We start from the raw sequence: 23,428 nt of genomic DNA on the forward strand, positions 1-23,428 counted from the left end.
GCCGCGCCTAGCCTCGACCCGATGCAGCCCCGAGTCACCGCGATCGTCGTCGTGCGCAACGGCGCCAGGTGGCTCGATCGCACCATCGCGGCGGTCGCCGCCCAGACCCGTCCGGTCGACGCGGTCGTCTGGTTGGATGCCGGCTCGACCGACGAGGGACGCGAGCGGATGCCGGAGGGCACGATCCGCGCCCCCGCCCAGCCGTTCGGCGCCTCCGTCGCGACCGCGCAGCGCTACGTCGCCGGCCCCGGCGGGCCCGACGACTGGCTGTGGCTGCTGCGCGCCGACACCGCGCCGGAGCCGGATGCGCTCGAGCGCCTCCTCGCCGCGGTCGAGGTCGCGCCCTCGGTCGCGATCGCGGGTCCCAAGCTCGTCGACCCGGACGACCGCGGCATCATCCGGTCGTTCGGCGAGAGCCTGACCCCGCTGGGCGCCACCGTGCGCCTCGTCGAGGACGAGCTCGACCAGGCACAGCACGATCGCGAGTCCGACGTGCTCGGCGTGACGGACGCCGGCATGCTGGTCCGCCGCGGCGTCCTCCACGATCTCGACGGGTTCGACCCGGGGCTCCCGACCGCCGACGCCGGCCTCGACCTCTCGATCCGCGCCCGTCTCGCCGGGCACCGCGTCGTGCGCATCGCCGACGCCCGGGTCTCGGCCGCGCTCGCCCCCGAGGACGTCGGGCGTCGCCGTCCGCGCGGCGGCGGAGCGAGGCGTCGCATCGGCCGCACCGCGCAGCTGCATCGGCGCCTCGTGTACGCGCCCGCGGCCGCGCTGGCGATCCACTGGCTCTCGCTCGTGCCGCTCGCGATCCTCCGCTCGATCGGGCAGCTCCTGGCCAAGCGTCCCGGCGCGGTCGCCGGCGAGATCGCGGCCGCCTTCGCCGCGGCCTTCGCGGGCAACGTCCCCGCCGCGCGACGACGGCTCCGGCGCGGCCGGCGGATCGGCTGGAACGCGCTCGCACCCCTCCGCGTGCCGCGCGACGAACTCCGCGAGCGGCGGGCGACCGCGCGGGAGCGCGCGGCGGAGGCCGCCGGTCCCGAGCTCGTTCGCGCCTCCTTCCTCTCCGGCGGGCTCGCCGTCACGGTCCTCGCCGCGGTCGTCGGCGTCGCGCTCTCGTGGCGCCTGTTCTCGGCGACGGCACTCGAGGGCGGGGCGCTCCGCCCGCTCGCCGACGTCGGCACGATGTGGGCGCGCATCGGCTGGGGCCCGCGTCCCGCCGGTGCGGGTCTCACCGGGCCGTCGGACCCGTTCAGCGCCATCCTCGCGGTGCTCGGCAGCCTCACCCCGTGGAACCCCTCGCTCGCCCTCGTGCTCCTGTGGATCACCGCGCTTCCGCTCTCCGCGCTCGGCGCCTGGTGGGCGGCCACGCGGGTGAGCTCCCGTGCCTGGCCGCCCGCGCTCGCCGCGGCGCTGTGGGCGCTCGCCCCGCCGCTGCTCGTCGGGCTCGACGCCGGACGGCCGGGCGCGGTCATCGCCCACCTGCTCCTCCCGTGGCTCGCCCTCGCGGTCCTCGAGGGCGCCCGCTCGTGGAGCGCCGCCGCGACCGGGTCGCTCCTGTTCGCCGCGATCGTCGCCGCGGCGCCGATCCTCGCGCCGGCCCTCGTGCTCGCGATCGTGGCGTGGGCGGTCGCCCGGCCGTGGGGCATGGTCCGGATCCTCGGCACGTTCATCCCCGCCGCCGCCCTCTTCGCGCCGCTCGTCGTCGCGCAGGTGCAGCGCGGCCATCCGCTCGCGCTGCTCGCGGACCCGGGCGTCGCGCTCCCCTCGGCGGAGCCGACCGGCTGGCGGCTGCTGCTCGGGCACCCGACGGCGTCGACCGGCTGGGAGCCTATCGTCACGGCCCTCGGCATCCCGCCGGTCTTCGGCGGGCTGCTGCCCGCGATCCTGCTGGCACCGCTCGCCGTCCTCGCGCTCCTCGCGCTCTTCCTGCCCGGCTCGCGCCGCGCGATCCCCGCGCTTGTCCTCGCGCTGGTCGGGCTCGCGACGGCCGTCGCCGCCGTACACCTCGGCATCGCGAACGCCGACGGCCAGGTCGTGACCCCCTGGGCGGGCAGCGCCCTCAGCCTCTACTGGCTCGGGCTGGTCGCGGCCGCGGTGGTCGGCCTCGATGCGCTCGGCCGTGCCGCCGTGGGCGTCGGCGTCGCCGGTCTCCTCGCCGCCGCGATCGCCGTCGCCCCGGTGGCGGCTCTGCCCGCGCTCGGGGCGTCGAGCGTCGAAGCGGGCGACGGGCGGATGCTGCCCGCGCTCGTCGCGGCTGCGACGGGCCCCCATCCCCAGCTCGGCACGCTCGTGCTCACCCCGCAGCCGGACGGCTCCCTCGCCGCCGACGTGGAACGCGGCGCCGGTACCACGCTCGACGGGGAGTCGACGCTCTGGTCGACGCGGCGGGAGCTCGACGCGACCTCGCGCGAGGTCGCGCGGCTCGCGGGCAACCTCGCCTCGCAGAGCGGCGCCGACGTGCGGAGCGGCCTGCAGCGGGAGCAGATCGCCTTCGTCGTGGTCGCACCGACGCCGGCGGGCGCCACGCCCGCCCAGCAGGACCTCGCCCAGCGCGCCGCCGAGGCGCTCGACGGCGACCCCGCACTGCAGGCGGTCGGCACGACCGACCTGGGTTCGCTGTGGCGGTTCGCCGATGTGCGGATCGCGCCGACCGTGGCGGCGGCCCGGACGCCGCTCGGCACGGCGGTGCTCATCGGCCAGGGCGTCGTCATCGCGCTCGCGTTGCTGCTCGCCATCCCGACCGGCCGCCGTCGCCGGGTGGTGCAGGAGGCGACCTCGTCGCACGACGACCCGGCCGACACCTTCGACGAGGACGACCAATGAGCGACACCCCCGACGAGCGGCGGCCGGAGGAGCCGTCGACGGAGCCCCCCGGGACCGCCGCGCCCGAGCCGATCGCCTCCGGGCCCGTCGCGCCTGGGCCCGTCGCACCCGAGTCGGCCGGCTCGGCGGCCGCCGCCTCCGACATCGAGGCGCGCGCCCGCGATGCCGAGCGCGCGGCCCCGGCCGATCGCGCCGGCCGCGGCCGGCGCGCCGCCGTCATCGGCGTCCGGGTGGTGAGCGGCGCGATCGGCGTCGCCATCGCCGTCGCGGTGGTCGCCGCGGTCGGCCTCATCCCGCTCCGCTCGGTCGCGGCGGGCGCGCCGCAGGCGACGATCACCCCCGAGCCCGCGACCCAGCTGCGCGTCTGCCCCGGAGCCCTCCTCCGCCTCAGCGACACCGGCACCCAGGCGGCCGGGACCCCGTCGGGCATCGGCGCCCCGCAGCGCCGCGACGCCGCGACGGGCGGCACGATCTCCGTCGACGTCCTTGCCCGGGGCGACGCGGGCACGGGAGGCTCGTCGAGCGCGCCGACCGCCCTCCGCATCCCCGGGGGGACCGGCCTCCTGGCGGGCGCCCAGTCGCAGACCGCCCGCAGCGACGACGTCGCGGGGTTCGCGGCGTCCGACTGCGCGGAGCCGAGCAGCTCGGCCTGGCTCGTCGGCGGCTCCACCGCGACCGGCCGGACGACGCTCCTCACCCTGGCCAACCCCACGCAGGTCGACGCCACCGTCGCCCTCGACATCTACGGCGAGAAGGGGCCGGTGTCGGCGCCCGGCCTCGCCGGCATCGCGGTCGCGGCCGGATCGCAGCGCGTGCTCTCGCTGGCCGGGTTCGCTCCGGATCTGGCCTCGCCCGTGGTCCACGTGACCGCGCGCGGTGGCCGCATCGTCGCCGCGCTGCAGCAGACGACGGTCCGCGGGCTCGACCCGGGCGGCGTCGACCTCGTCGGTCCGACCGCCGACCCGGCGACCTCGCAGCAGATCCCGGGCGTGCGGGTGCTCGGGGCGGCGGCGATCGCGGGATCCATCGCGCTCGCCGACTGGACCGACGCCGTCCCGTCCATCCGGGTCGCGAACCCGGGCGCGGAGTCCGCCAAGGTGCACGTCAGCATCGTGCCCGAGACGGCCGGCGCGACCGGCGCCTCCTTCGACGTCGTCGTTCCGGCCGGCACCACCAACGAGACCGGGCTCGACGCGGGCATCGACACCGATTCCGGCCAGCTCGCGATCCCGGACGGCGAGTACACGGTGTCGGTCGACTCCGACCACCCCGTCGTCGCGGCCGTGCGCATCTCGACCGCCGTCGCGAACGGGAGCGGCACTCCGCAGAGCGACTTCGCGTGGGACGTCGCCGCGTCCGCTCTGCAGGGACCGACCCTCATCACCGTCGCGCCGGGGCCCGACCCGCGGATCGCGCTGCTCTCGCGCGGAGCCGCGGGAACGGTTGTCCTCAAGGGCGTCGACGGTGCGGCCGACGTGACGGTCGCCGTGCCGGCCGGCGGGCAGGCGTCGGCATCGGTGGTCGCCGGCGCCTCGTACCGGCTGCAGGGCGCCGACGGCATGTCGGCCTCGATCGGCTACGCCGGTCCCGCCGAGATCTCCGGTTACGCTGTGACCTCGCCGCGCCCGGTGTCGGGGCCGATCGTCGTCCACCCCTGAGGTCGGCGCGGCCGCTCAGAAGTGCCGGTAGCGCTCCGGCGCGATGTCCCACGGGTCCTTGCCGAGCAGCTCGGCCACCGCGCGGAACACGCAGCTCTCGATGAACGAGCGACGGTGCCACTCGTCGTCGCGGTGCAGGTGCGCCATCCGCTCGATCGGCAGCCGGTAGAGCACGACGAGGCGCTCGCGCGGGCTCACCCGCCAGCGGTCGACGCCCTGCGCCGACGGCTCGCCGGAGGGCACCCCCGCGACCTCGAAGCGCACCCGGTCGAGCTCGTCCGGCCAGAGGTCGCGCAGGTATTCGACCGCACTCGCGACGCAGGAGTCGAAGAAGTCGGCGCGGGTGCGCAGCGGCCCGAGCGGCGGCCGCACGACCGCGGAGCGGATGCCCCGGCCATGCCGGTCGCGAGCGCCCGCCCGGGCGGACCGGGACGTCGAGCGGACCATGGGCCCATCCTATTTCTGCGCGCCGGATCCGGCCGATGTCCCCCGCGGGAGGTACGGTGTCGAGCGGAACGAGGGGCTGGGATGGTCGGTCGGCAGTGCAGCAGGGTCGCCTGCGTCGAGGAGGCGGTCGCCACCCTCACCTACGACTACGCCGACGCGCTCGCGGTCCTCGGCCCGCTGAGCATCCGGCACGAGCCGCACAGCTACGACCTCTGCGCCCGGCACGCCGAGCGGCTCTCGGCCCCGCAGGGCTGGCAGGTCGTGCGGCACTCGGTCCTCGGGGAGCTCGGCCTCGGCGCCTGACCGCCCCGCGCCACCCGCGTGCGCGGCCTGCCGCCGCCTGGGATGATGGACCGGTGAGCCCCACCACCGACACCGCCCTCCCGTTCAAGGTCGCCGATCTCTCGCTCGCGGCGGCCGGCCGCCACCAGCTGCGGTTGGCCGAGAACGAGATGCCCGGCCTCATGGCCCTGCGCGAGGAGTTCGGCCCGAGCCAGCCGCTGAAGGGCGCCCGGATCGCGGGCTCGCTGCACATGACGGTGCAGACCGCGGTGCTCATCGAGACCCTCGTCGCGCTCGGCGCGCAGGTGCGCTGGGCGAGCTGCAACATCTTCTCCACGCAGGACGAGGCCGCCGCGGCCGTCGCCGTCGGCCCGACCGGCACCGTCGACGCGCCCGCCGGGGTTCCCGTGTTCGCCTGGAAGGGCGAGTCGCTCGAGGAGTACTGGTGGGCGGCCGAGCAGATCTTCGACTGGTCCACCGAGGCCGAGGCCGCCGGTGCGGACTGGGACGGCCCGAACATGATCCTCGACGACGGCGGGGACGCCACCATGCTCGTGCACTGGGGCCGTCGCTACGAGGAGGAGGGCGTCGTCCCGGACCCGGAGGACGGCGCCAGCCACGAGTGGCGCATCGTGCTGGACGTGCTGCGGCGCTCGCTCGCCCGCGACCCGCAGCGCTGGACGCGGATCGCCCCCGGCATCCAGGGCGTCACCGAGGAGACGACGACCGGCGTCCACCGCCTCTACGAGCTGTTCCGCGAGGGCCGGCTGCTCTTCCCGGCGATCAACGTCAACGACTCGGTCACCAAGTCGAAGTTCGACAACAAGTACGGCATCCGCCACTCGCTGCCGGACGGCCTGGACCGCGCGACCGACATCCTGATCGGCGGCAAGGTCGCGTTCGTCGCGGGCTACGGCGACGTGGGCAAGGGCGCCGCGGAGGCGCTCCGCGGTCAGGGCGCCCGCGTCATCGTGTCGGAGGTCGACCCGATCAACGCGCTGCAGGCGGCGATGGACGGCTATCAGGTCGCGCGCCTCGAGAGCGTCATCGGCGAGGTCGACATCCTCATCACGGGCACGGGCAACAAGGACGTCGTGACGCTCGACCACCTGCTCGGCCTCAAGCACCTCGCGGTGGTCGGCAACGTCGGGCACTTCGACAACGAGATCGACATGGCGGGCCTCGAGTCGCTCCCGGGCGCCGAGAAGATCGAGATCAAGCCGCAGGTGCACGAGTGGCGCCTGCCGACCGGCCGCAGCATCCTCGTCATGAGCGAGGGCCGGCTGATGAACCTCGGCAACGCGACCGGACACCCGTCGTTCGTCATGAGCAACTCGTTCTCAAACCAGGTGCTCGCGCAGATCGAGCTCTTCACGAAGCGCGACGAGTACCCGGTCGGCGTCTACACGCTGCCGAAGGTCCTCGACGAGAAGGTCGCCCGGCTGCACCTCGCGGCGCTCGGCGTCGAGCTCACCGAGCTCACGCCCGACCAGGCCGCGTACATCGGCGTGCCGGTCGAGGGGCCGTACAAGCCGGACCACTACCGGTACTGATCGCCCGGCCGGGTCGAGGCGATGGACGGGCTCGTCGTCGCGGTCGTGCTCGGCCTCGCCGTGCTCGCCGGCGGACTCGTCCAGCGCTGGACCCGGATCCCGGCGCCGTGGGCGTGGGTGGTCATCGGCGCGGGGCTGAGCTTCGTGCCGTCCCTGCACGCCGTGAGCCTGCCGCCGGACGTCGTCCTCCTGCTGTTCCTGCCTGCGCTCCTCTACTGGGAGGGCATCAACACCTCGCTGCAGCAGCTGCGCTACGACGCGCGCGTCATCACGCTGCTCAGCGTCGGTCTCGTCGCGGCGACCGCCGTCGTCGTCTCGGGACTCGGCGCGCTGCTCGGGCTCGCGGGCCCGGTCGCCCTGGTGCTCGGGGCGATCCTCTCGCCCACGGACGCGACGGCCGTCGCAGCGATGGCGCCGCGGCTTCCCCGCCGGACCGCGGCGATCCTCCGCGGCGAGAGCCTCGTCAACGACGGCAGCGCGCTCGCGCTCTACGCGGTCGCCGTCGCGGCCGTCGTCGCCGGGAACGGGGTGCAGCCGCTCGACATCTCGCTGCGGTTCCTCTACGCGGTCGTGGTCGGCGTCGCGAGCGGACTGGTGGTCGGATTCCTCATCGCGCAGCTGCGCCGCCTCGCCCGTCGGCCCGCGGTCGACGACACGATCTCGATCCTCAGCCCGTTCCTGCTGTTCCTCCCGGCCGAGGCCCTGGGCGCGTCGGGCGTCGTCGCCGTGGTGACCGGCGTGCTGCTCCTCGGCCGGCTGACGCCCCGCATCATCCCCGCGCGCTCGCGCAACGAGGGCTACAGCTTCTGGCGGGCGTCGACCTCCGTCATCAACGGCGCGCTCTTCGTGCTGATCGGGCTCCAGGCGCGGTCCGTGTACGAGACCTTCGCGGGCGACGGCTGGGCGCGCGTGCTGCTGCTCGCCGTCGTGTGCGCCGTCGCGGTGTTCGGCATCCGGGTGCTGTGGAACGCGGCGATCGCGCCGATCATCCGGCTGCTGGACCGCCGGCCGTCGCAGCGGGAGCGCCGGGCGCCGCTGCGGACGCGGATGGTCATCGCCTGGGGCGGATTCCGGGGCGCGGTCTCGCTCGCCGCCGCGCTGTCCCTGCCGCTCACCATCGGCTCCGGCCGCCCGTTCCCGGGGCGCGAGGAGGTGATCGCCGTCACCTTCGTCGTCATCGTGCTGATGCTGTTCGTGCAGGGGGCGACCATGCCGCTGATCGTCCGCCGCGCCCGGCTCGCACCCGACACGGGGGAGCAGGAGGAGCGCCGCCTCGCGCTCACCGCTCCGCTCGAGACCGCGCTCGAGCACCTCGACGAGGACGCGCGCGCCGTTCGGGCCGACGACGACGCCCGCGCGTACGTCCAGCAGACCCTGGAGCACCAGCTCGAGCACGCCTGCGCGCCCGCGGACGGTGACGAGCACAGCGCCGGCAAGCACCGGCTCCTACTGCGCACCCTCCGCCGGCGGCGCGAGGAGGTCATCCGCCTGCGCAGCACGGCCCGGATCGACGACACCGTCATGCTCGACGCGCAGGCGGCCCTCGACTACGAGGAGCTGCGGATCAGCGCCGACGACGATCCGGAAGCCCCGCCCGCCTGAGCGGTCGCCCGGTGTTTTGTCCGTGTCAAAATATCGGGGTTAGCCTGGAGCGGTGATGACGGCGGACGGCGCGGGCGCGATCCGGGGCGCCGGCCTCCGCGTCACCGGGTCGCGGGTCGCCGTGCTCGAGGCGCTCCGGGCACTGCCGCACGCGAGCGCCGACGACGTGCACCGGGCGGTCGTCGCGCGCACCCCGCAGGCGAGTCGGCAGTCGGTCTACAACGCGCTCGGCGACTTCGTCGACGCGGGCCTCGTGCGCCGGATCGAGCCGGCGGGCAGCCCCATGCTCTTCGAGATCCGGGTCGACGACAACCACCACCACCTCGTATGCCGCCTCTGCGGCGCCGTCGCCGACGTCGACTGCCTCACGGGCGACGCGCCGTGCCTCGCACCCGCCGACGCGCACGGCTTCGTCGTCGACACCGCCGAGATCGTCTTCTGGGGTCTGTGCCCCGACTGCGCCGCCTCCTCCACCGAAGAAAGGACGTCATGACCGACGACACCACCCCCACCGACCAGAGCACCACCGACATCGACTCGGACGAGGCGCTGGCGCAGGAGCAGGCGGGCGACTGCCCGGTCGTGCCGCAGCAGCCGCGGCCGACCAACGGCGACGCCAACCAGGTGTGGTGGCCCGACCGGCTGAACCTCAAGATCCTCGCCAAGAACCCGCCGTCGCGGGATCCCTACGAGGAGGACTTCGACTACCGCGCCGCGTTCCAGGCGCTCGACCTCGCCGCGGTCAAGGCCGACATCGCCGAGGTCCTCACCACCTCGCAGGACTGGTGGCCCGCCGACTTCGGCAACTACGGCCCGCTCATGATCCGCATGGCCTGGCACAGCGCGGGCACCTACCGCGTCTTCGACGGCCGCGGAGGCGCCGGTCACGGGCAGCAGCGCTTCGCCCCGCTGAACAGCTGGCCCGACAACGTCAACCTCGACAAGGCGCGGCGTCTGCTCTGGCCGGTCAAGAAGAAGTACGGCCGCAGCATCTCATGGGCCGACCTCATGATCCTCACCGGCAACGTCGCTCTCGAGTCGATGGGGTTCTCGACCTTCGGCTTCGCCGGCGGCCGCCCCGACGTGTGGGAGCCGGACGACGACGTCTACTGGGGCCCCGAGACGGTGTGGCTGGGCGACGAGCGCTACACGGGCGACCGCGACCTCTCCCGCCCCCTCGGCGCGGTGCAGATGGGGCTCATCTACGTGAACCCGGAGGGCCCGAACGGCACGCCCGACCCGCTCGCCTCGGCGCGGGACATCCGCGAGACCTTCGCCCGCATGGCGATGAACGACGAGGAGACCGTGGCGCTCATCGCCGGCGGCCACACCTTCGGCAAGACGCACGGGGCGGCGCCCGACGACCACCTCGAGGGCAACCCCGAGGCGTCGGGGATCGAGCGCCAGGGCCTCGGCTGGAAGAACGACTTCGGCACCGGCTCGGGCGACGACACGATCACGAGCGGCCTCGAGGTCACCTGGACCTACCACCCCACCCGCTGGGACAACGAGTTCTTCCACATCCTCTACGCCTACGAGTGGGAGCTCATGGAGAGCCCCGCTGGAGGCCACCAGTGGCGCCCGAAGAACGGCGCGGGTGCCGACATGGTGCCGCTCGCCCACTCGGACGGCAAGCGGGAGCCGCGCATGCTCACCTCCGACCTGGCCCTGCGCATGGACCCGGAGTACGACAAGATCTCGCGCCGTTTCGCGGAGGACCCGGTCGCGTTCGGCGACGCCTTCGCGCGCGCCTGGTTCAAGCTGACCCACCGCGACATGGGGCCGATCCAGCGCTACCTCGGCCCCGAGGTCCCGCAGGAGGAGCTCATCTGGCAGGACCGTGTGCCCGCGGTCGACCACCTGCTCATCGACGACGCGGACGCCGCCGCGCTCAAGCGGACGATCCTCGACGCCGGTCTCTCGACGGCCGACCTCGTCGGCGCCGCCTGGGCCGCCGCCGCCACGTTCCGCGGCAGCGACAAGCGCGGCGGTGCGAACGGCGCGCGCCTGCGCCTCGCACCGCAGAAGGACTGGGAGGTCAACGACCCGGCGCGCGTCGCGCGCGTGTTCGAGGTGCTCGAGCGGGTGAAGGCCGACTTCGACGCGAGCCGCACCGACGGCACCCGCGTCTCGCTCGCCGACCTCCTCGTGCTCGCGGGCAACGCGGCCGTCGAGGAGGCGGCTCGCGCCGGCGGCGTGGAGGTGACCGTGCCGTTCCACCCCGGGCGCACCGACGCCACGCAGGAGCAGACCGACGTCGAGTCGTTCGGCCACCTCGAGCCGACCTCCGACGGGTTCCGCAACTACCTGGGGCCGATCGCCGCGGCGTCCGGCATCCCGGAGGAGCACCTGCTGATCGACCGGGCCAACCTGCTGACGCTCTCGGTGCCCGAGGTCGTCGTGCTCGCGGGCGGGCTGCGCGTGCTCGGCGCCAACTGGGACGGCTCCGACTACGGCGTGTTCACCGACCGCCCGGGCGTGCTGAGCAACGACGTGTACGTCAACCTGCTCGACCTCGGCACGACGTGGAAGGCGCTCGACCCGGGGTCGCACGCCTTCGAGGGCACCCGCGACGGTTCCGGCGAGGTCGTCGGCCGCGGGACGCGCGTCGACCTGCTGTTCGGCTCGAACTCCGAGCTGCGGGCGATCGCGGAGGTCTATGCGAGCGACGACGCGCACGAGAAGTTCGTGCGCGACTTCTCGGCCGCGTGGGGCCGGGTCATGGAGCTCGACCGCTTCGACCTGCGGTGAGCCGACGGCGGGTCGGGCGGCTGCGCTACTCGACCCGCCGGCGCCGGCCCTCGAAGAGGAACCGCCAGGTGAATCCGGCGATGAGCGCCCCGAGCAGCGGCGCCACGATGAAGAGCCAGAGTTGCGCGAGCGGCGTCGCGCCGCCGAGGATCGCCGTCGCGATCGAGCGGGCCGGGTTCAGCGAGGCGTTGCTGACCGGGATCATCACGAGGTGGAACAGGGTGAGCGCGAGCCCGATGGCGAGCGGCGCGAAGCCGGCCGTCACGTGCCGTTCCGGTCCCGGTGCGGTGACGCCGAGGATGATGTACAGGAATAGGGCGGTCGCGACGACCTCGGCGATGAGGACCGCGGCGAGGCCGAATCCCGCCGGCGACGCGGTGCCGTACCCGTTGGAGACCGCGGCGAAGTCGAGCGAGCGGATCGACGGGCTGAGGACACCGTAGAGGCCGAGCGTCAGCGTCGCGAGGATGCCGCCCACGACCTGCGCGGCCATGTAGGGCAGCACGTCACGCCACGGCATGCGGCCGGCGGCCGCGGCGCCGAGCGACACGGCGGGGTTGAAGTGCCCGCCCGAGATGTGCCCGACCGCGTAGGCGGCGGTGAGCACCGCGAGCCCGACGGCGAGGGCCACGCCGAGCGGCCCGGTCGACTTCGAGATGAAGAGGGCGGCGCCGATGACGCCGAAGACGAGCATGAAGGTCCCGAACAGCTCCGCGAGCAGCCGCGACACGAGGGTGTAGGGCGCGGGAGCGCTTGCGTCGGCCATGACGATCCAATCCTGAGAACCCAATGGATGCGCGCAGGCTACTCCCTGCGCGTCGTGTGACGGCAGAGGCGGGCCGGACGATCTCGACGCCGACGCGCGGCCTGGAGCGGGAGGTCGGCGGGAGCTCGGCGGCGGGCGGCGGCGGCCCGGCGGGGCTCACGTTACCCTGGTGCGAAAGATCGGCGAGGTGGATGAACCCAAGGATCCTGGTGGTCGACGACGACCCCTCCATCGCGGAGATGATCGGCATCGTCCTGCGCGGCGAGGACTTCGAACCCGAGTTCGCCGCGGAGGGCGTCGGTGCGCTCGCCGCGTTCCGCGAGCGGCGGCCGGACCTCGTGCTGCTCGACGTCATGCTGCCCGGCGTCGACGGCGTCGAGGTGTGCCGGCAGATCCGCGCGGAGAGCGGGGTGCCGGTCATCATGCTGACGGCGCGCGGCGACACGGCCGACGTGGTCCGGGGTCTCGAGTCGGGCGCCGACGACTACGTCGTCAAGCCGTTCAACCCCAAGGAGCTCGTGGCGCGGATCCGAACCCGGCTGCGCCCGGCGCTCCCCGACTCGCCGGAGGAGGTGCGCATCGGCGACCTCTCCATCGACGTCGCCGGTCACGAGGTCCGCCGGGGCGGCGTGCGCATCAACCTCACGCCGCTGGAGTTCCAGCTGCTGCTGGCGCTCGCCGCGAAGCCGCAGCAGGTCTTCACGCGCGAGATGCTGCTCGAGCAGGTCTGGGGCTACCACTACAAGGCCGACACCCGGCTCGTGAACGTGCACGTGCAGCGGCTGCGCTCGAAGGTGGAGCTCGACCCCGACGACCCGAGGATCGTCACGACCGTCCGCGGCGTCGGCTACCGCGCCGGCGCGGTCGCCTAGCGTTCCGTCCGCGGGCTCCACCCCCCTCCGTCGGTGTGTAACAAATGACGGAGAAGGTGCGTGCGCCGCGCGCGTGCGCGCACGGAACTCCGGCTGGTCCTGCGCCGGCAGATGGGATCTCCGTCATTCGTCACACGCAGCTGCGGCGGAGGGGACGGGATCGCACCGACGCGATCCGGCGACGGCAGAAGTCGGGTCAGCCCAGGACGCGGCCGACGACGCGCTCCACGGCGTGCGCCGCGAGGTGGATGCTGTCGACGTCGATGCGCTCGTCGTCGCTGTGCACGAGGTGGCGGAACTCGGCGTGCGTCCAGCGCGGCGAGAACATCCCGAAGCCGTAGGCCGGGATGCCCATCCGGCGGAAGAACCGGCTGTCGGCCCCGCCCGGCGCGATCACCGGCACGGCCTCGGCGCCCGGGTGGGCGGCGGCGACCGCCTCCGCGAGCGCCGCGTAGAGCGGCGTGTCGAGCGGCGAGCGGGTCGCGGGCGTCGTGCCGCCGAGCGGCTGGATCCGCACCCGATCGGCGGCGGGACCGGCCGCCTCGAGCAGGTGCGCGTCGACCGTCTCCGCGTCGGTGCCGGGCATCGTGCGGACGTCGACGTCGATCGTGGCGCGACCCGGCACGACGTTGAGCTTGTCGCCGCCGCGGATGACGTCGGGGGAGTAGGTGGTGCGGGTGAGCGCATGGGCGAGCCCGGCGAGCGGCCCGAGCAGCGGGATCGCCTCGTCGATCGTCTCGGGGTCGACGAGCGCGGCGCGCAGCTCCTCCGACACGTCGAGCGCGGCGACGTAGCGCGGCCACAGGTCGTCGAGCTCGAGCAGGTCGCCGGCCGCGGCGAGACGTCCGACGATCCCGGCGGCGGTGACGATCGCGTTGTCGGCGCCGTAGGGCGTCGAGGCGTGCCGCGGGTGGCCCGCGACCTCGACGCGCCGCCCCGTGATCCCCTTCTCGCCCACCGTCACGGTCACGCCGCGCACCGCCCCGCCGACCGCGAGCGGGATGCCGCCCGTCTCGCTGAGGACGCCGTCGGCGCGCACCAGCTCGGGTCGGTTCCGCACGATCCACTCGGCGCCGTAACGGCCGCCCGACTCCTCGTCGGCGACCGCCGCGAGGATCAGCCGGCCGCGCCGCGGCGACCGGGCCGCCCGCCGCAGCACGCTCGCGTACGCGGCGGTGAGATGCAGCATGTCGAGCGCGCCGCGGCCCCACAGCACGCCGTCCACCAGCTCGCCGCCGAACGGGTCGCGCGACCAGCCGTCGCCGACGGGCACGACGTCGAGGTGCCCGAGCAGCAGCAGGGCGGGGGCGTCGGGATCGGTGCCCGGCACGGTCGCCACGAGCGAGGTCCGTCCGGGGTGCGGCTCGACCACCTCGAGCTCGGCTCCGGCCCCGTGCAGGAACCGCTCCAGGCTGGCGACGCTGCGGTGCTCGGCGCCGGAGTCGGGCGTGCCGTCGTTGACGCAGCCGTTGCGGATGAGTTCGCGGGTGAGGGCCACCGTGTCGCGGGTCAGCTCGTCGGCGTCCGTCGCCGTCTCGATCGTGTCCGTCATCGCCTCCCGTCCACCGTATCCGCGCGCGCTCCGGCTACGCCGGGTCGCCGTCCTCGGTGAGCGGGCGCTCCGCCTCGAACTCGGCGCGCAGGTGGCGGACGACGGCGGCCAGATCCCCCGCGTGCGCCGCCGCCACGCGGTGCTGGCGCCGGCTGCCGTTGCCGTGGGCGAGGATCGTGCGCACTCCCGCGAGCTCCCCGGCGCAGTCGAGCTCCTCGGCGACGGGCGCGAGGGTCGTCAGCAGCTCGCCGAGGTCGGCGCGCACCGGGCCCTCCGCGCCGTCGGCGCCGAGGATGACGGTCGCGTCGAGCCCGTAGCGAGCGGCGCGCCACTTGTTCTCGCGGTGGAACCACGGTGCGAGCGGCTCGAGCTCCTCGCCGGCATCGATCCGGCGGGAGGACCACTCCACGATCGACTGCACGAGCGCGGCGATGCTGGCGAGCTCCGTGAGGTTGCTGACCGCGTCGCAGGAGCGGTTCTCGACGGTGCCCCAGCGCGGCGCCGGCCGCACGTCCCAACGCACCTCGGTCACCTCGTCGATGACGCCCGTGCGGGTGAGGTCGTCGACGTAGCGCTCGAACTCGGCCCACTCCGTCATCGGCCAGGGCAGTCCCGTGGTCGGCAGCTGCTGGAACACGAGCGCCCGGTTCGAGGCGTAGCCCGTCTCCTCGCCGGCCCAGAACGGGCTCGACGCGGTGAGCGCCTGCAGGTGCGGGAGATAGCGGGTGAGCTCGCCGATGATCGGCAGGACCTTCCGCCGGTCGTCGACGCCGACGTGCACGTGCATGCCCCAGATCATCATGTTGCGGCCCCACCACTGGGTGCGCTCGACGAGGCGCCGGTAGCGGGTCTTCTCGTTGATGCTCTGGTCGTGCCAGCGGGCGAAGGGGTGGCTGCCGGAGGAGACGAGACCGACCCCGCGGGGCTCGGCGAGTTCGCGCACCTCCGCCAGCCGGTCGCGGATGTCCGCGACCGCGTCCCGGACCCGCGTGCGGGCGCCGCTCGTCACCTCGATCGTGTTGGTGAGGAGCTCCTCGGTGATCCCCGGGCGGTCGGCGAGCTCCGCGAGGAGGGCCGGCGCCTCCGGCACCAGGTTGCCGGCCGCGTCGACGAGCATGAGCTCCCATTCGATGCCGACGCTCGAGCGCGGGGACTCCTCGAACCGGATGGCGGTCATGCGCCGATGATGGCGGATCGCGCCCCCGCCGCGGGGCGGACACGGAGGAGAAAGACAGCTCCGAGGGTCGCGGGCTACATTCGCGGCATGCGATTCGACGCGCGGAGGCGGCTCGGCGAGCTCGCGCGCGTCTGGCGCCGTTCGCTGCGCGTGCGCGTCATCGCGGTCACGCTCATCCTCTCCGCGGTCGCGAGCGTCGCGATCGGCCTCTACATCTCGGTCAGCGTGCGGGGCAATCTCTACGACCAGCGCCGCACGCAGATCCTGGCCGAGGCCGGGCGCGCCACCGCGGCGGCGCGGAGCGTCTTCGAGCAGGCGGAGGCCTCGGGCGACAGCCCGGATCTCGACAACGCCGGCGACCGGGCCGTCGACGCGATCCTGTCGCGGGTGTCGTCGCATCCGCTGCTCGCGCTGCAGCGGGCACCCGGGCAGGCGGGCGGCATCCCGGCCCTCGAGGACCTGCAGACCCCCGATTTCCGCGACACCATGGCCACCTCCGCGCTCCGCGACGCCGTGCGCTCGGGCGGGATCGACGAGGTCTCCTGGCAGTCCATCGCGCTCGTCAAGGCCAACGGCGCGCGCGCCCCCGGGATCGTCACCGGATCCGTCATCGACATCGCGAACGCGGGCCGGTACCAGCTGTTCCTGGTCTACGACCTCTCCGACGTGCAGAGCACCCTCGACTTCGTGCAGGGCACGCTCGCGCTCGGCGGCGTCGCCCTCGTGATCCTCATCGGCGCCGTCGCCTACGTCATCGTCCGGCTGGTGGTGGGGCCGGTGCGCGAGGCCGCCGAGACGAGCGAGAAGCTGGCCGCCGGCCAGCTCGAGCAGCGCCTGCCGGAGCGCGGCGACGACGAGCTCGCGACGCTCGCACGCTCGTTCAACCGCATGGCCGACTCGCTGCAGTCGCAGATCTCGCAGCTCGCCGACCTCTCCCGGCTGCAGCAGCGGTTCGTCTCGGATGTGTCGCACGAACTCCGCACGCCGCTCACCACGATCCGGCTCGCGGGCGACGTGCTGTACGACCGCCGCGACGAGTTCCCGCCCGCGACGCGGCGCACCGCCGAGCTGCTGCACGCGCAGACCCAGCGCTTCGAGGTGCTGCTCGGCGACCTGCTCGAGATGAGCCGCTACGACGCCGGGGCGGTGCAGCTCGACCTCGAACCGACCAACCTCGTGCGCCTGGTGGAGGACGCCGTCGAGTCGCTGCGCCCGCTCGCCCTCGAGAAGGAGACCGAGGTGCGCGTGACGGCGCCGGGCGGCTACTTCGAGGCGGAGGTGGACGCGCGCCGCATCCGCCGCATCCTGCAGAACCTCCTCGGCAACGCGATCGACCACGGCGAGGGACGCCCGATCGACGTGCACGTCGACTCGGACGCACAGGCGGTGGCGATCGCGGTCCGCGACCACGGGATCGGGATGACGCCGACCGATGCGCAGCGGGTCTTCGACCGGTTCTGGCGTGCGGATCCCTCCCGGCAGCGCACGACGGGCGGCACCGGGCTCGGTCTCGCGATCGCGCAGGAGGATGCGGCCGTCCATGGCGGTCGCCTCGAGGTGTGGTCGTCGCCGGGAGAGGGGAGCTGCTTCCGGCTCACCCTGCCGCGGCGCCGCGGCGAGGTGCTCCGCGGGTCGCCGCTCGAACTGCCGCCGCCTGAGCCGCAGGATGCCGCGGCCCCCCTCGGAGCGGCCTCGTGACCCGGCGGCCCGCGCTCGCCGCGGCGATCGGTCTCGCGCTCGCGGCGATGGTCGCGCTCGCCGGCTGCGTCACCATCCCCACCGGAGGAGCCGTCGGAACCCAGCGCATCAGCGAGCAGCAGGGGCCCGATAACGGCACCATCCGCGCCGCCAACCCGCCGCGCGACGGCGCGAGTCCCGGCGAGATCGTCGCCGGCTTCGTGCGCGCAGGCGGCAGCCCGCAGGGCGCCTACGCCACCGCGAAGCTCTACCTGACCTCCGGCTCCAAGTGGAAGCCGGGGGCCGGCACCGTCGTCAGCGACAGCACCGTGGCCCCCTACGCCGACGGCATCATCAGCGATTCCGAGGTCGACTATTCGCTCGACCTCAGCGTGTCGGCCCAGATCGACGCGACCGGTGTCTACGCCGCGCAGAAGCCGACCGAGCGGGCCCTCCACTTCCACCTCGTCAAGGAGAAGGGGCAGTGGCGCATCGCCGAGGCCCCGGACGGCACGGTGCTGCGCAGCCGCGACCTGGGCGTCGTGGTGAAGCCCTACCTGCTCTACTTCTTCGACCCGCAGTACGAGTTCCTGGTGCCCGATCGCCGGTGGTTCACCGACCAGGGCGCGGCGGTGTCGGGGCGGATCGTGGGCGCGCTCCTGGCCGGACCGTCGCCCTACCTCGCGTCGCCGGTCTCCGTCTCTGCCTTTCCCGCGGGGGCGCAGCTCGGCCAGCCGGTCGCGATCGAGGCCGGCACCGTCACCGTCGACCTGAACACCGCGGTGCTGGACGCGGGCGGGACTCAGCAGGCCCGGATGCTCGAGCAGCTCACCTGGAGCCTCCGCGCGCTCGACGTCACCCGGGTCACGATGACGGCGAACAGCATCGAGGTCCCGACGACCGAGCCCGCGACCGCCGACGGGGACCCGGGCGCGTACTACGAGGCGATCGGCTCCGACGGCAAGTCGTTCGGATCCGTCAGCGGGGACGCGCTCGCCCCGCTCGCCCTCGGCTCCGCCATCGAGGCGCCGCAGCCCACGGCGGTCTCACTCGGTCGCGACCGGACCACCGCGGCGGTGCGCGGCGCGGGCGGGGTGAGCCTCGTGACCACGAGCGCCCGCTCCGTCGTGGACCCTCGCGACGGGCTGCTCGCGCCGAGCCTCGATCCGCTCGGCTGGGTCTGGAGCACGACCTCCGACCCGGACTCGCTCGTGGCCGTCCGCGCGGACGCCAAGCAGCGCGCCCTGCCGCTGCCCGTGACCGGCAGCGTCGTCGCGATCGCGATGTCGCGCGACGGCACGCGCCTCCTCGCCGCGTTCGACACCGACTCCGGCGCGCGTCTGACGGTGTTCGGTGTCCAGCGCGACAAGGACGGCGTGCCGGTCGGCTTCGGGACGCCGCTCGAGGTGCCGGTGCCGGCCGGCAACCCGATCGTCGACGCGGCGTGGGTCGACGGCTCCACCGTCGCGACCCTCGCGGGCGCGGCGGGGGCGAAGGACGACGTGGTCGAGTACCCGCTCGGGGGGCAGCCCGTCGATCACGGCCAGGTGACCGACGGCCGGTCGCTCGCGGCCGGCTCGCTCGGCACCGGGTTCACCGCCGTGCGGGTGCGGCTCGGCTCGGGCGAGCTCGACCAGCCCAGCTTCGTCGGCGACTGGCAGTCGACGGGGGTCAAGCTGTCCCTCCTCGGCGTCCAGCAGTAGGGGCTCTCCACCACCCGGCCGGCGGCGACGTCCTCCGCCGACGCCGAGCGGCAGGCTCGACCGGTGCCCGAGTCCCCGCTCACCGCCGCCCTCCTCGACGCGGCCGCCCTCCTCCTGCCCGTCGTCTGCGCGGGTTGCGGTGCCGACGACCGCGCGCTGTGCGCGACCTGCGCCGCGGCGATCACCCCCGCGCCGCTCCGCCGCCGGCTGCCCGACGGGACCCCGGTGCACGCCGGCATCGCCTACGGCGGGGTCGTGCGCCAGGTCGTCGTGGCCATGAAGGACGGCCGCCCGGGCCTCGCGCGCCGCCTCGCGCCGCTGCTCGTCGCAGCCGTCGCCGCCGCCGGCGCGGAGCTCGCCGACGGCCCGCCGGTGGAGCTCTGCGCCGTCCCGTCGACCCGTCGCGCCCGGCGGCGTCGCGGATACGATCCCGTGCCGCTGCTCCTGGCCCGGAGCGGACTCGGCGTCGCCCGCGTGTTCGCCCCGGCCCGCCCGCACCCCGCGCAGAAGACCCTGACGCGCGCGGAACGCGCGGCGCACCTCGACGGCGTCTTCCGCGTCCGTCGCCTCGTCGCGGGGCGCCGCTTCGTGCTCGTCGACGATGTCGTCACAACCGGCGCGACGCTCGCGGCGGCGTCCGCGGCCATCCGCGCGAGTGGAGGCGAGGTGCTCGCGGCGGCCGCCGTCGCGTCGACGCCGCGGCGTGTCGGCGATCTCCCGGCGGATCCTGCGGGAGCTCCGTGGGGTCTCCCATCGGGCGCCTGGTGACATCCCACGGGGAGCGGACTACCGTGGCCCGAAAGGCGAGGACCCGCCTGACCCGGCAGCTCCTCGCCGTCGTCATCAGTGCGAAGGAGGCTGTCGATGGACATCACGATCACCGGTCGAGGCGTGGGGATCCCGGACCGGTTCGAGGATTACGCCACGGAGAAGGCCGAGAAGGTCTCCGCCCTCGCCGAACGGGCGCTCGCCCTCGAGATCCGGGTCTGCCGCCATCACGAGAAGTCGGGGGGAGCCAGCGGCGACGACCGCGTGGAGCTCACCCTCATCGGACCGGGACCGATCGTGCGCGCCGAGGCCGGCGCGGCCGACAAGTACGCGGCCTTCGACATCGCCCTCGACAAGCTGGTCGAGCGCATCCGCCAGGCGAAGGACCGGCGCAAGATCCACCGCGGTCAGCACCGGCCGGCGTCGCTCGGCGAGGTGGTCGGCAACGGCCGCGTCGCCGACGTCGTGCCCGCGAGCGTCGACGTCCTCGAGCGGGTGTCGACCGGCTCGGTGGCCGTGATCGACGACGAGACCGCCGAGGAGTCGTGGAGCCCGATCGTCGTGCGCCAGAAGGTGTTCCCTGCCGAGCGCATGACCGAGGAGGAGGCGGTCGACCGCCTCGAGCTGGTCGGCCACGACTTCTTCCTGTTCATCGACGCGCGCACCGACCGGCCGAGCGTGGTCTACCGCCGCGTCGGCTGGGACTACGGAGCCATCTCCCTTCAGGAGGCGTGAACCGCGCATCCAGAGTCCGGGGGCGGTCGCTTGCTAGAGTCACACTCTGGTAACGGCCGCCCTTCTGGCGTGCCCGCAATCCCGATGACGGACTGGAGAACCCGTGGCGAACCCGCTCGAGAGGGTCCTGCGCGTCGGCGAGGGCCGCACCCTTCGCCGCCTCAAGAACTACGCGACCGCGGTCAACCACCTCGAGGAGTCCTTCGAGGAGCTGTCGGACGAGGAGCTCGCCGCCGAGACGGTGCAGTTCCGCGAGCGGTACGGCAACGGCGAGTCGCTCGACGACCTGCTCCCGGAGGCATTCGCCGCCGTCCGCGAGGCGTCGAAGCGCACGCTCGGCATGCGCCACTTCGACGTGCAGATCATGGGCGGTGCGGCACTGCACCTCGGCAACATCGCCGAGATGAAGACCGGTGAGGGCAAGACCCTCGTCGCGACGACCGCCGCCTACCTCAACGCGATCGCGAGCCGCGGTGTCCACGTCGTCACGGTGAACGACTACCTGGCCAGCTACCAGTCGGAGCTCATGGGCCGCGTCTACCGCGCCCTCGGCATGACGACGGGCGTCATCCTCAACGCCCAGGACCCGTCGGAGCGGAAGGCCCAGTACGAGGCCGACATCACCTACGGCACGAACAACGAGTTCGGCTTCGACTACCTGCGCGACAACATGGCGTGGTCGGCGCAGGACATGGTGCAGCGCGGCCACCAGTTCGCGATCGTCGACGAGGTCGACTCGATCCTCATCGACGAGGCGCGCACCCCGCTCATCATCTCCGGCCCCGCCGCCGGTGACGCGAATCGCTGGTTCACCGAGTTCGCGAGCGTCGCGCGTCGGCTCGTCGAGGGCGAGGACTTCGAGGTCGACGAGAAGAAGCGCACCGTGGGCGTGCTCGAGCCCGGCATCGAGAAGGTCGAGGACTATCTCGGCATCGAGAACCTCTACGAGTCGGCCAACACCCCGCTCATCTCGTTCCTCAACAACTCGATCAAGGCGCGCGCGCTCTTCAAGCGCGACAAGGACTACGTCGTCATGAACGGCGAGGTCCTCATCGTCGACGAGCACACCGGCCGCATCCTGGTCGGCCGCCGCTACAACGAGGGCATCCATCAGGCGATCGAGGCGAAGGAGGGCGTGGAGGTCAAGGCCGAGAACCAGACCCTCGCCACCGTCACGCTGCAGAACTACTTCCGCCTCTACTCGAAGCTCTCGGGCATGACCGGAACGGCGGAGACCGAGGCCGCCGAGTTCATGTCGACCTACAAGCTCGGCGTGGTCCCGATCCCGACGAACCGGCCCATGATCCGCAAGGACCAGCCGGACCTCGTCTACAAGAACGAGACCGCCAAGTTCGACCAGGTCGTCGAGGACATCGTCGAGCGCCACCGCAGGAAGCAGCCGGTGCTCGTCGGTACGACGAGCGTCGAGAAGAGCGAGTACCTGGCTCGCCTGCTCGCGAAGCGCGGCGTCAAGCACGAGGTCCTCAACGCCAAGAACCACGCGCGCGAGGCCGCGATCATCGCGCAGGCTGGACGTCTCGGCGCCGTCACGGTCGCGACGAACATGGCCGGCCGCGGCACCGACATCATGCTCGGCGGCAACGCCGAGTTCCTCGCCGTCGCCAAGATGCACGAGCGCGGCCTCAGCCCGGTGGAGACGCCCGAGGAGTACGAGGCGGCCTGGGACGAGGTCTTCGAGTCGGTCAAGAAGGACGTCGAGAAGGAGGCTGAGAAGGTCACCGAGGTCGGCGGACTCTACGTGCTCGGCACGGAGCGCCACGAGTCGCGCCGCATCGACAACCAGCTCCGCGGCCGCTCCGGCCGCCAGGGGGACCCCGGTGAGAGCCGGTTCTACCTGTCGCTGCAGGACGACCTCATGCGGCTGTTCAACTCCGGCGCCGCCGAGGCGATGATGGGCCGCTCCAACGTGCCCGACGACCTCGCCATCGAGTCGCGCGTCGTCAGCCGCGCCATCCGGTCCGCGCAGTCGCAGGTCGAGGCCCGCAACGCCGAGATCCGCAAGAACGTCCTCAAGTACGACGACGTGCTGAACCGCCAGCGCGAGGCGATCTACGGCGACCGCCGGCACATCCTCGAGGGCGACGACCTGCACGAGCGCGTCCAGCGCTTCCTCGTCGACGTCATCGACGAGGTCGTGGACGAGCACACCTCCGAGGGCCAGTCGGACGACTGGGACCTCGACGCGCTCTGGGCCGAGTTGAAGACCCTCTACCCGGTCTCCATCACGCCCGATGAGGTGATCATGGAGTCCGGCAGCCGCGGCCGGCTGAACGCGAAGACCCTCAAGGAGGAGCTCCTCTCCGACGCTAAGCTCGCCTACGCGCGCCGCGAGGAGCAGCTGGGGGCGCCGGCCATGCGCGAGCTCGAGCGCCGCGTGGTGCTCTCGGTGATCGACCGCCGGTGGCGCGACCACCTCTACGAGATGGACTACCTGAAGGACGGCATCGGCCTGCGCGCCATGGCGCAGCGCGATCCGCTCGTCGAGTACCAGCGCGAGGGGTTCTCGCTCTACCAGTCGATGATGGGCGCGATCCGCGAGGAGTCGGTCGGGTTCCTGTTCAATCTCGACGTCGAGGTCACCGGATCCGACGGCACGTCGGTCGAGGCGCGCGGCCTCGCGGCGTCCGAGCAGCGCGGGTTGTCGTACTCCGCTCCTTCCGACGACGCATCGGGCGACGTGGAGGTGCGCGATCAGCGCGGGCGCGTCGAGCGCGGCGCGACGGAGCGTGCGCAGCGTCAGGCGGCGTCGTTCGAGGACGCGATCGCGCCCCAGGCCGAGCAGCAGCAGGGTTCCGCGCCCGCCGGGCAGGGGCAGCGATCCGCGGGCTCCGGCCGCGGGGCGTTCGGGCAGCGCCCCGGGAACGGCGACGCGCCGACGGCGGGAAACCGGGCCGAGCGCCGCGCGCAGGCCAAGCGCAAGTAGGTTCTCGCACCTTTTGCGACGGGATCCGTCGCGTTCTTCACCGAGCGCGACGGATCCCGTCGCATTTTCATTGTCGGCGATGCCTCTGCGCTGCTAGTTTCTGATCCACCCGAGC

The 23,428-nt window shown here is 73.5% G+C and carries 17 protein-coding genes; 13 read left to right on the top strand and 4 right to left on the bottom strand.

What is annotated here, in order from left to right:
* The first annotated feature begins 21 nt into the window (after window positions 1-21).
* Both ACTHM3_RS11010 and ACTHM3_RS11015 read left to right on the top strand, forming a co-directional pair.
* The gene (locus ACTHM3_RS11010; protein ID WP_440406145.1) at window positions 22-2,826 is read left to right on the top strand and encodes a glycosyltransferase family 2 protein; all 2,805 of its coding nucleotides are present in this window, start codon (window positions 22-24) and stop codon (window positions 2,824-2,826) included.
* Window positions 2,823-4,484, top strand: coding sequence for a DUF5719 family protein (locus ACTHM3_RS11015; protein WP_440406146.1), 1,662 nt, complete (start codon window positions 2,823-2,825; stop codon window positions 4,482-4,484). The genes ACTHM3_RS11010 and ACTHM3_RS11015 overlap by 4 nt, the downstream gene beginning before the upstream one ends.
* 15 nt (window positions 4,485-4,499) lie before the next feature.
* Here ACTHM3_RS11015 and ACTHM3_RS11020 read toward each other — a convergent pair whose 3' ends face one another.
* Window positions 4,500-4,931 carry a metallopeptidase family protein gene (locus ACTHM3_RS11020; protein WP_440406147.1) on the bottom strand — a complete coding sequence of 144 codons (432 nt, stop codon included), beginning with the start codon at window positions 4,929-4,931 and terminating at the stop codon, window positions 4,500-4,502.
* Window positions 4,932-5,012: 81 nt separating this feature from the next.
* On the opposite strand from ACTHM3_RS11020, the gene ACTHM3_RS11025 reads away from it, so the two are divergent.
* Genes ACTHM3_RS11025 through katG form a run of 5 tightly spaced genes read left to right on the top strand, consistent with a single transcriptional unit; the run spans window position 5,013 to window position 11,119 of the window.
* Window positions 5,013-5,234, top strand: coding sequence for a DUF3499 family protein (locus ACTHM3_RS11025; protein WP_440406148.1), 222 nt, complete (start codon window positions 5,013-5,015; stop codon window positions 5,232-5,234).
* A 53-nt stretch (window positions 5,235-5,287) separates the two neighbouring features.
* Window positions 5,288-6,766, top strand: coding sequence for an adenosylhomocysteinase (gene ahcY / locus ACTHM3_RS11030; RefSeq protein WP_440406149.1), 1,479 nt, complete (start codon window positions 5,288-5,290; stop codon window positions 6,764-6,766).
* Between the two features lie 21 nt (window positions 6,767-6,787).
* Window positions 6,788-8,368 (top strand): Na+/H+ antiporter, encoded by a 1,581-nt coding sequence (locus tag ACTHM3_RS11035; RefSeq protein WP_440406150.1) that lies wholly within the window; start codon window positions 6,788-6,790, stop codon window positions 8,366-8,368.
* A 55-nt stretch (window positions 8,369-8,423) separates the two neighbouring features.
* Window positions 8,424-8,861, top strand: a complete 438-nt coding sequence (locus tag ACTHM3_RS11040) for a Fur family transcriptional regulator (RefSeq protein WP_440406244.1) — start codon at window positions 8,424-8,426, stop codon at window positions 8,859-8,861.
* On the top strand, window positions 8,858-11,119 hold the full coding sequence (gene katG, locus ACTHM3_RS11045; protein ID WP_440406151.1) for a catalase/peroxidase HPI: 2,262 nt from the start codon (window positions 8,858-8,860) through the stop codon (window positions 11,117-11,119). The genes ACTHM3_RS11040 and katG overlap by 4 nt, the downstream gene beginning before the upstream one ends.
* 25 nt (window positions 11,120-11,144) lie before the next feature.
* Here the strand turns inward: katG and ACTHM3_RS11050 are convergent, their stop codons facing one another.
* The gene (locus ACTHM3_RS11050; RefSeq protein WP_440406152.1) at window positions 11,145-11,885 is read right to left on the bottom strand and encodes an aquaporin; all 741 of its coding nucleotides are present in this window, start codon (window positions 11,883-11,885) and stop codon (window positions 11,145-11,147) included.
* Window positions 11,886-12,076: 191 nt separating this feature from the next.
* Here ACTHM3_RS11050 and mtrA point away from each other — a divergent pair, with 191 nt between their 5' ends.
* Window positions 12,077-12,757 carry an MtrAB system response regulator MtrA gene (gene mtrA, locus ACTHM3_RS11055; RefSeq protein ID WP_440406153.1) on the top strand — a complete coding sequence of 227 codons (681 nt, stop codon included), beginning with the start codon at window positions 12,077-12,079 and terminating at the stop codon, window positions 12,755-12,757.
* Window positions 12,758-12,953: 196 nt separating this feature from the next.
* Here the strand turns inward: mtrA and ACTHM3_RS11060 are convergent, their stop codons facing one another.
* Together ACTHM3_RS11060 and ACTHM3_RS11065 are read right to left on the bottom strand one after the other, a co-directional pair.
* On the bottom strand, window positions 12,954-14,309 hold the full coding sequence (locus ACTHM3_RS11060; RefSeq protein WP_440406154.1) for a M20/M25/M40 family metallo-hydrolase: 1,356 nt from the start codon (window positions 14,307-14,309) through the stop codon (window positions 12,954-12,956).
* Between the two features lie 34 nt (window positions 14,310-14,343).
* Entirely contained in the window at window positions 14,344-15,486 is a 1,143-nt protein-coding gene (locus ACTHM3_RS11065) for a glutamate--cysteine ligase (protein WP_440406155.1), read from the bottom strand.
* A gap of 87 nt (window positions 15,487-15,573) precedes the next feature.
* Between ACTHM3_RS11065 and mtrB the strand changes: the two genes are divergently transcribed.
* The 5 genes from mtrB to secA all read left to right on the top strand — a co-directional run bounded on the left by mtrB (window position 15,574) and on the right by secA (window position 23,313).
* On the top strand, window positions 15,574-17,184 hold the full coding sequence (gene mtrB / locus ACTHM3_RS11070) for an MtrAB system histidine kinase MtrB (RefSeq protein WP_440406156.1): 1,611 nt from the start codon (window positions 15,574-15,576) through the stop codon (window positions 17,182-17,184).
* The gene (locus ACTHM3_RS11075; RefSeq protein ID WP_440406157.1) at window positions 17,181-18,866 is read left to right on the top strand and encodes a GerMN domain-containing protein; all 1,686 of its coding nucleotides are present in this window, start codon (window positions 17,181-17,183) and stop codon (window positions 18,864-18,866) included. Before mtrB ends, ACTHM3_RS11075 begins: the two co-directional genes overlap by 4 nt.
* 63 nt (window positions 18,867-18,929) lie before the next feature.
* Entirely contained in the window at window positions 18,930-19,634 is a 705-nt protein-coding gene (locus ACTHM3_RS11080; protein ID WP_440406158.1) for a ComF family protein, read from the top strand.
* A gap of 96 nt (window positions 19,635-19,730) precedes the next feature.
* On the top strand, window positions 19,731-20,369 hold the full coding sequence (gene hpf, locus ACTHM3_RS11085; protein ID WP_440406159.1) for a ribosome hibernation-promoting factor, HPF/YfiA family: 639 nt from the start codon (window positions 19,731-19,733) through the stop codon (window positions 20,367-20,369).
* Between the two features lie 103 nt (window positions 20,370-20,472).
* Window positions 20,473-23,313 (top strand): preprotein translocase subunit SecA, encoded by a 2,841-nt coding sequence (secA, locus tag ACTHM3_RS11090; protein ID WP_440406160.1) that lies wholly within the window; start codon window positions 20,473-20,475, stop codon window positions 23,311-23,313.
* Window positions 23,314-23,428: the final 115 nt, after the last annotated feature.

Source organism: Pseudolysinimonas sp. (genome assembly GCF_051954455.1).
Taxonomy (GTDB): Bacteria; Actinomycetota; Actinomycetes; order Actinomycetales; family Microbacteriaceae; genus Pseudolysinimonas.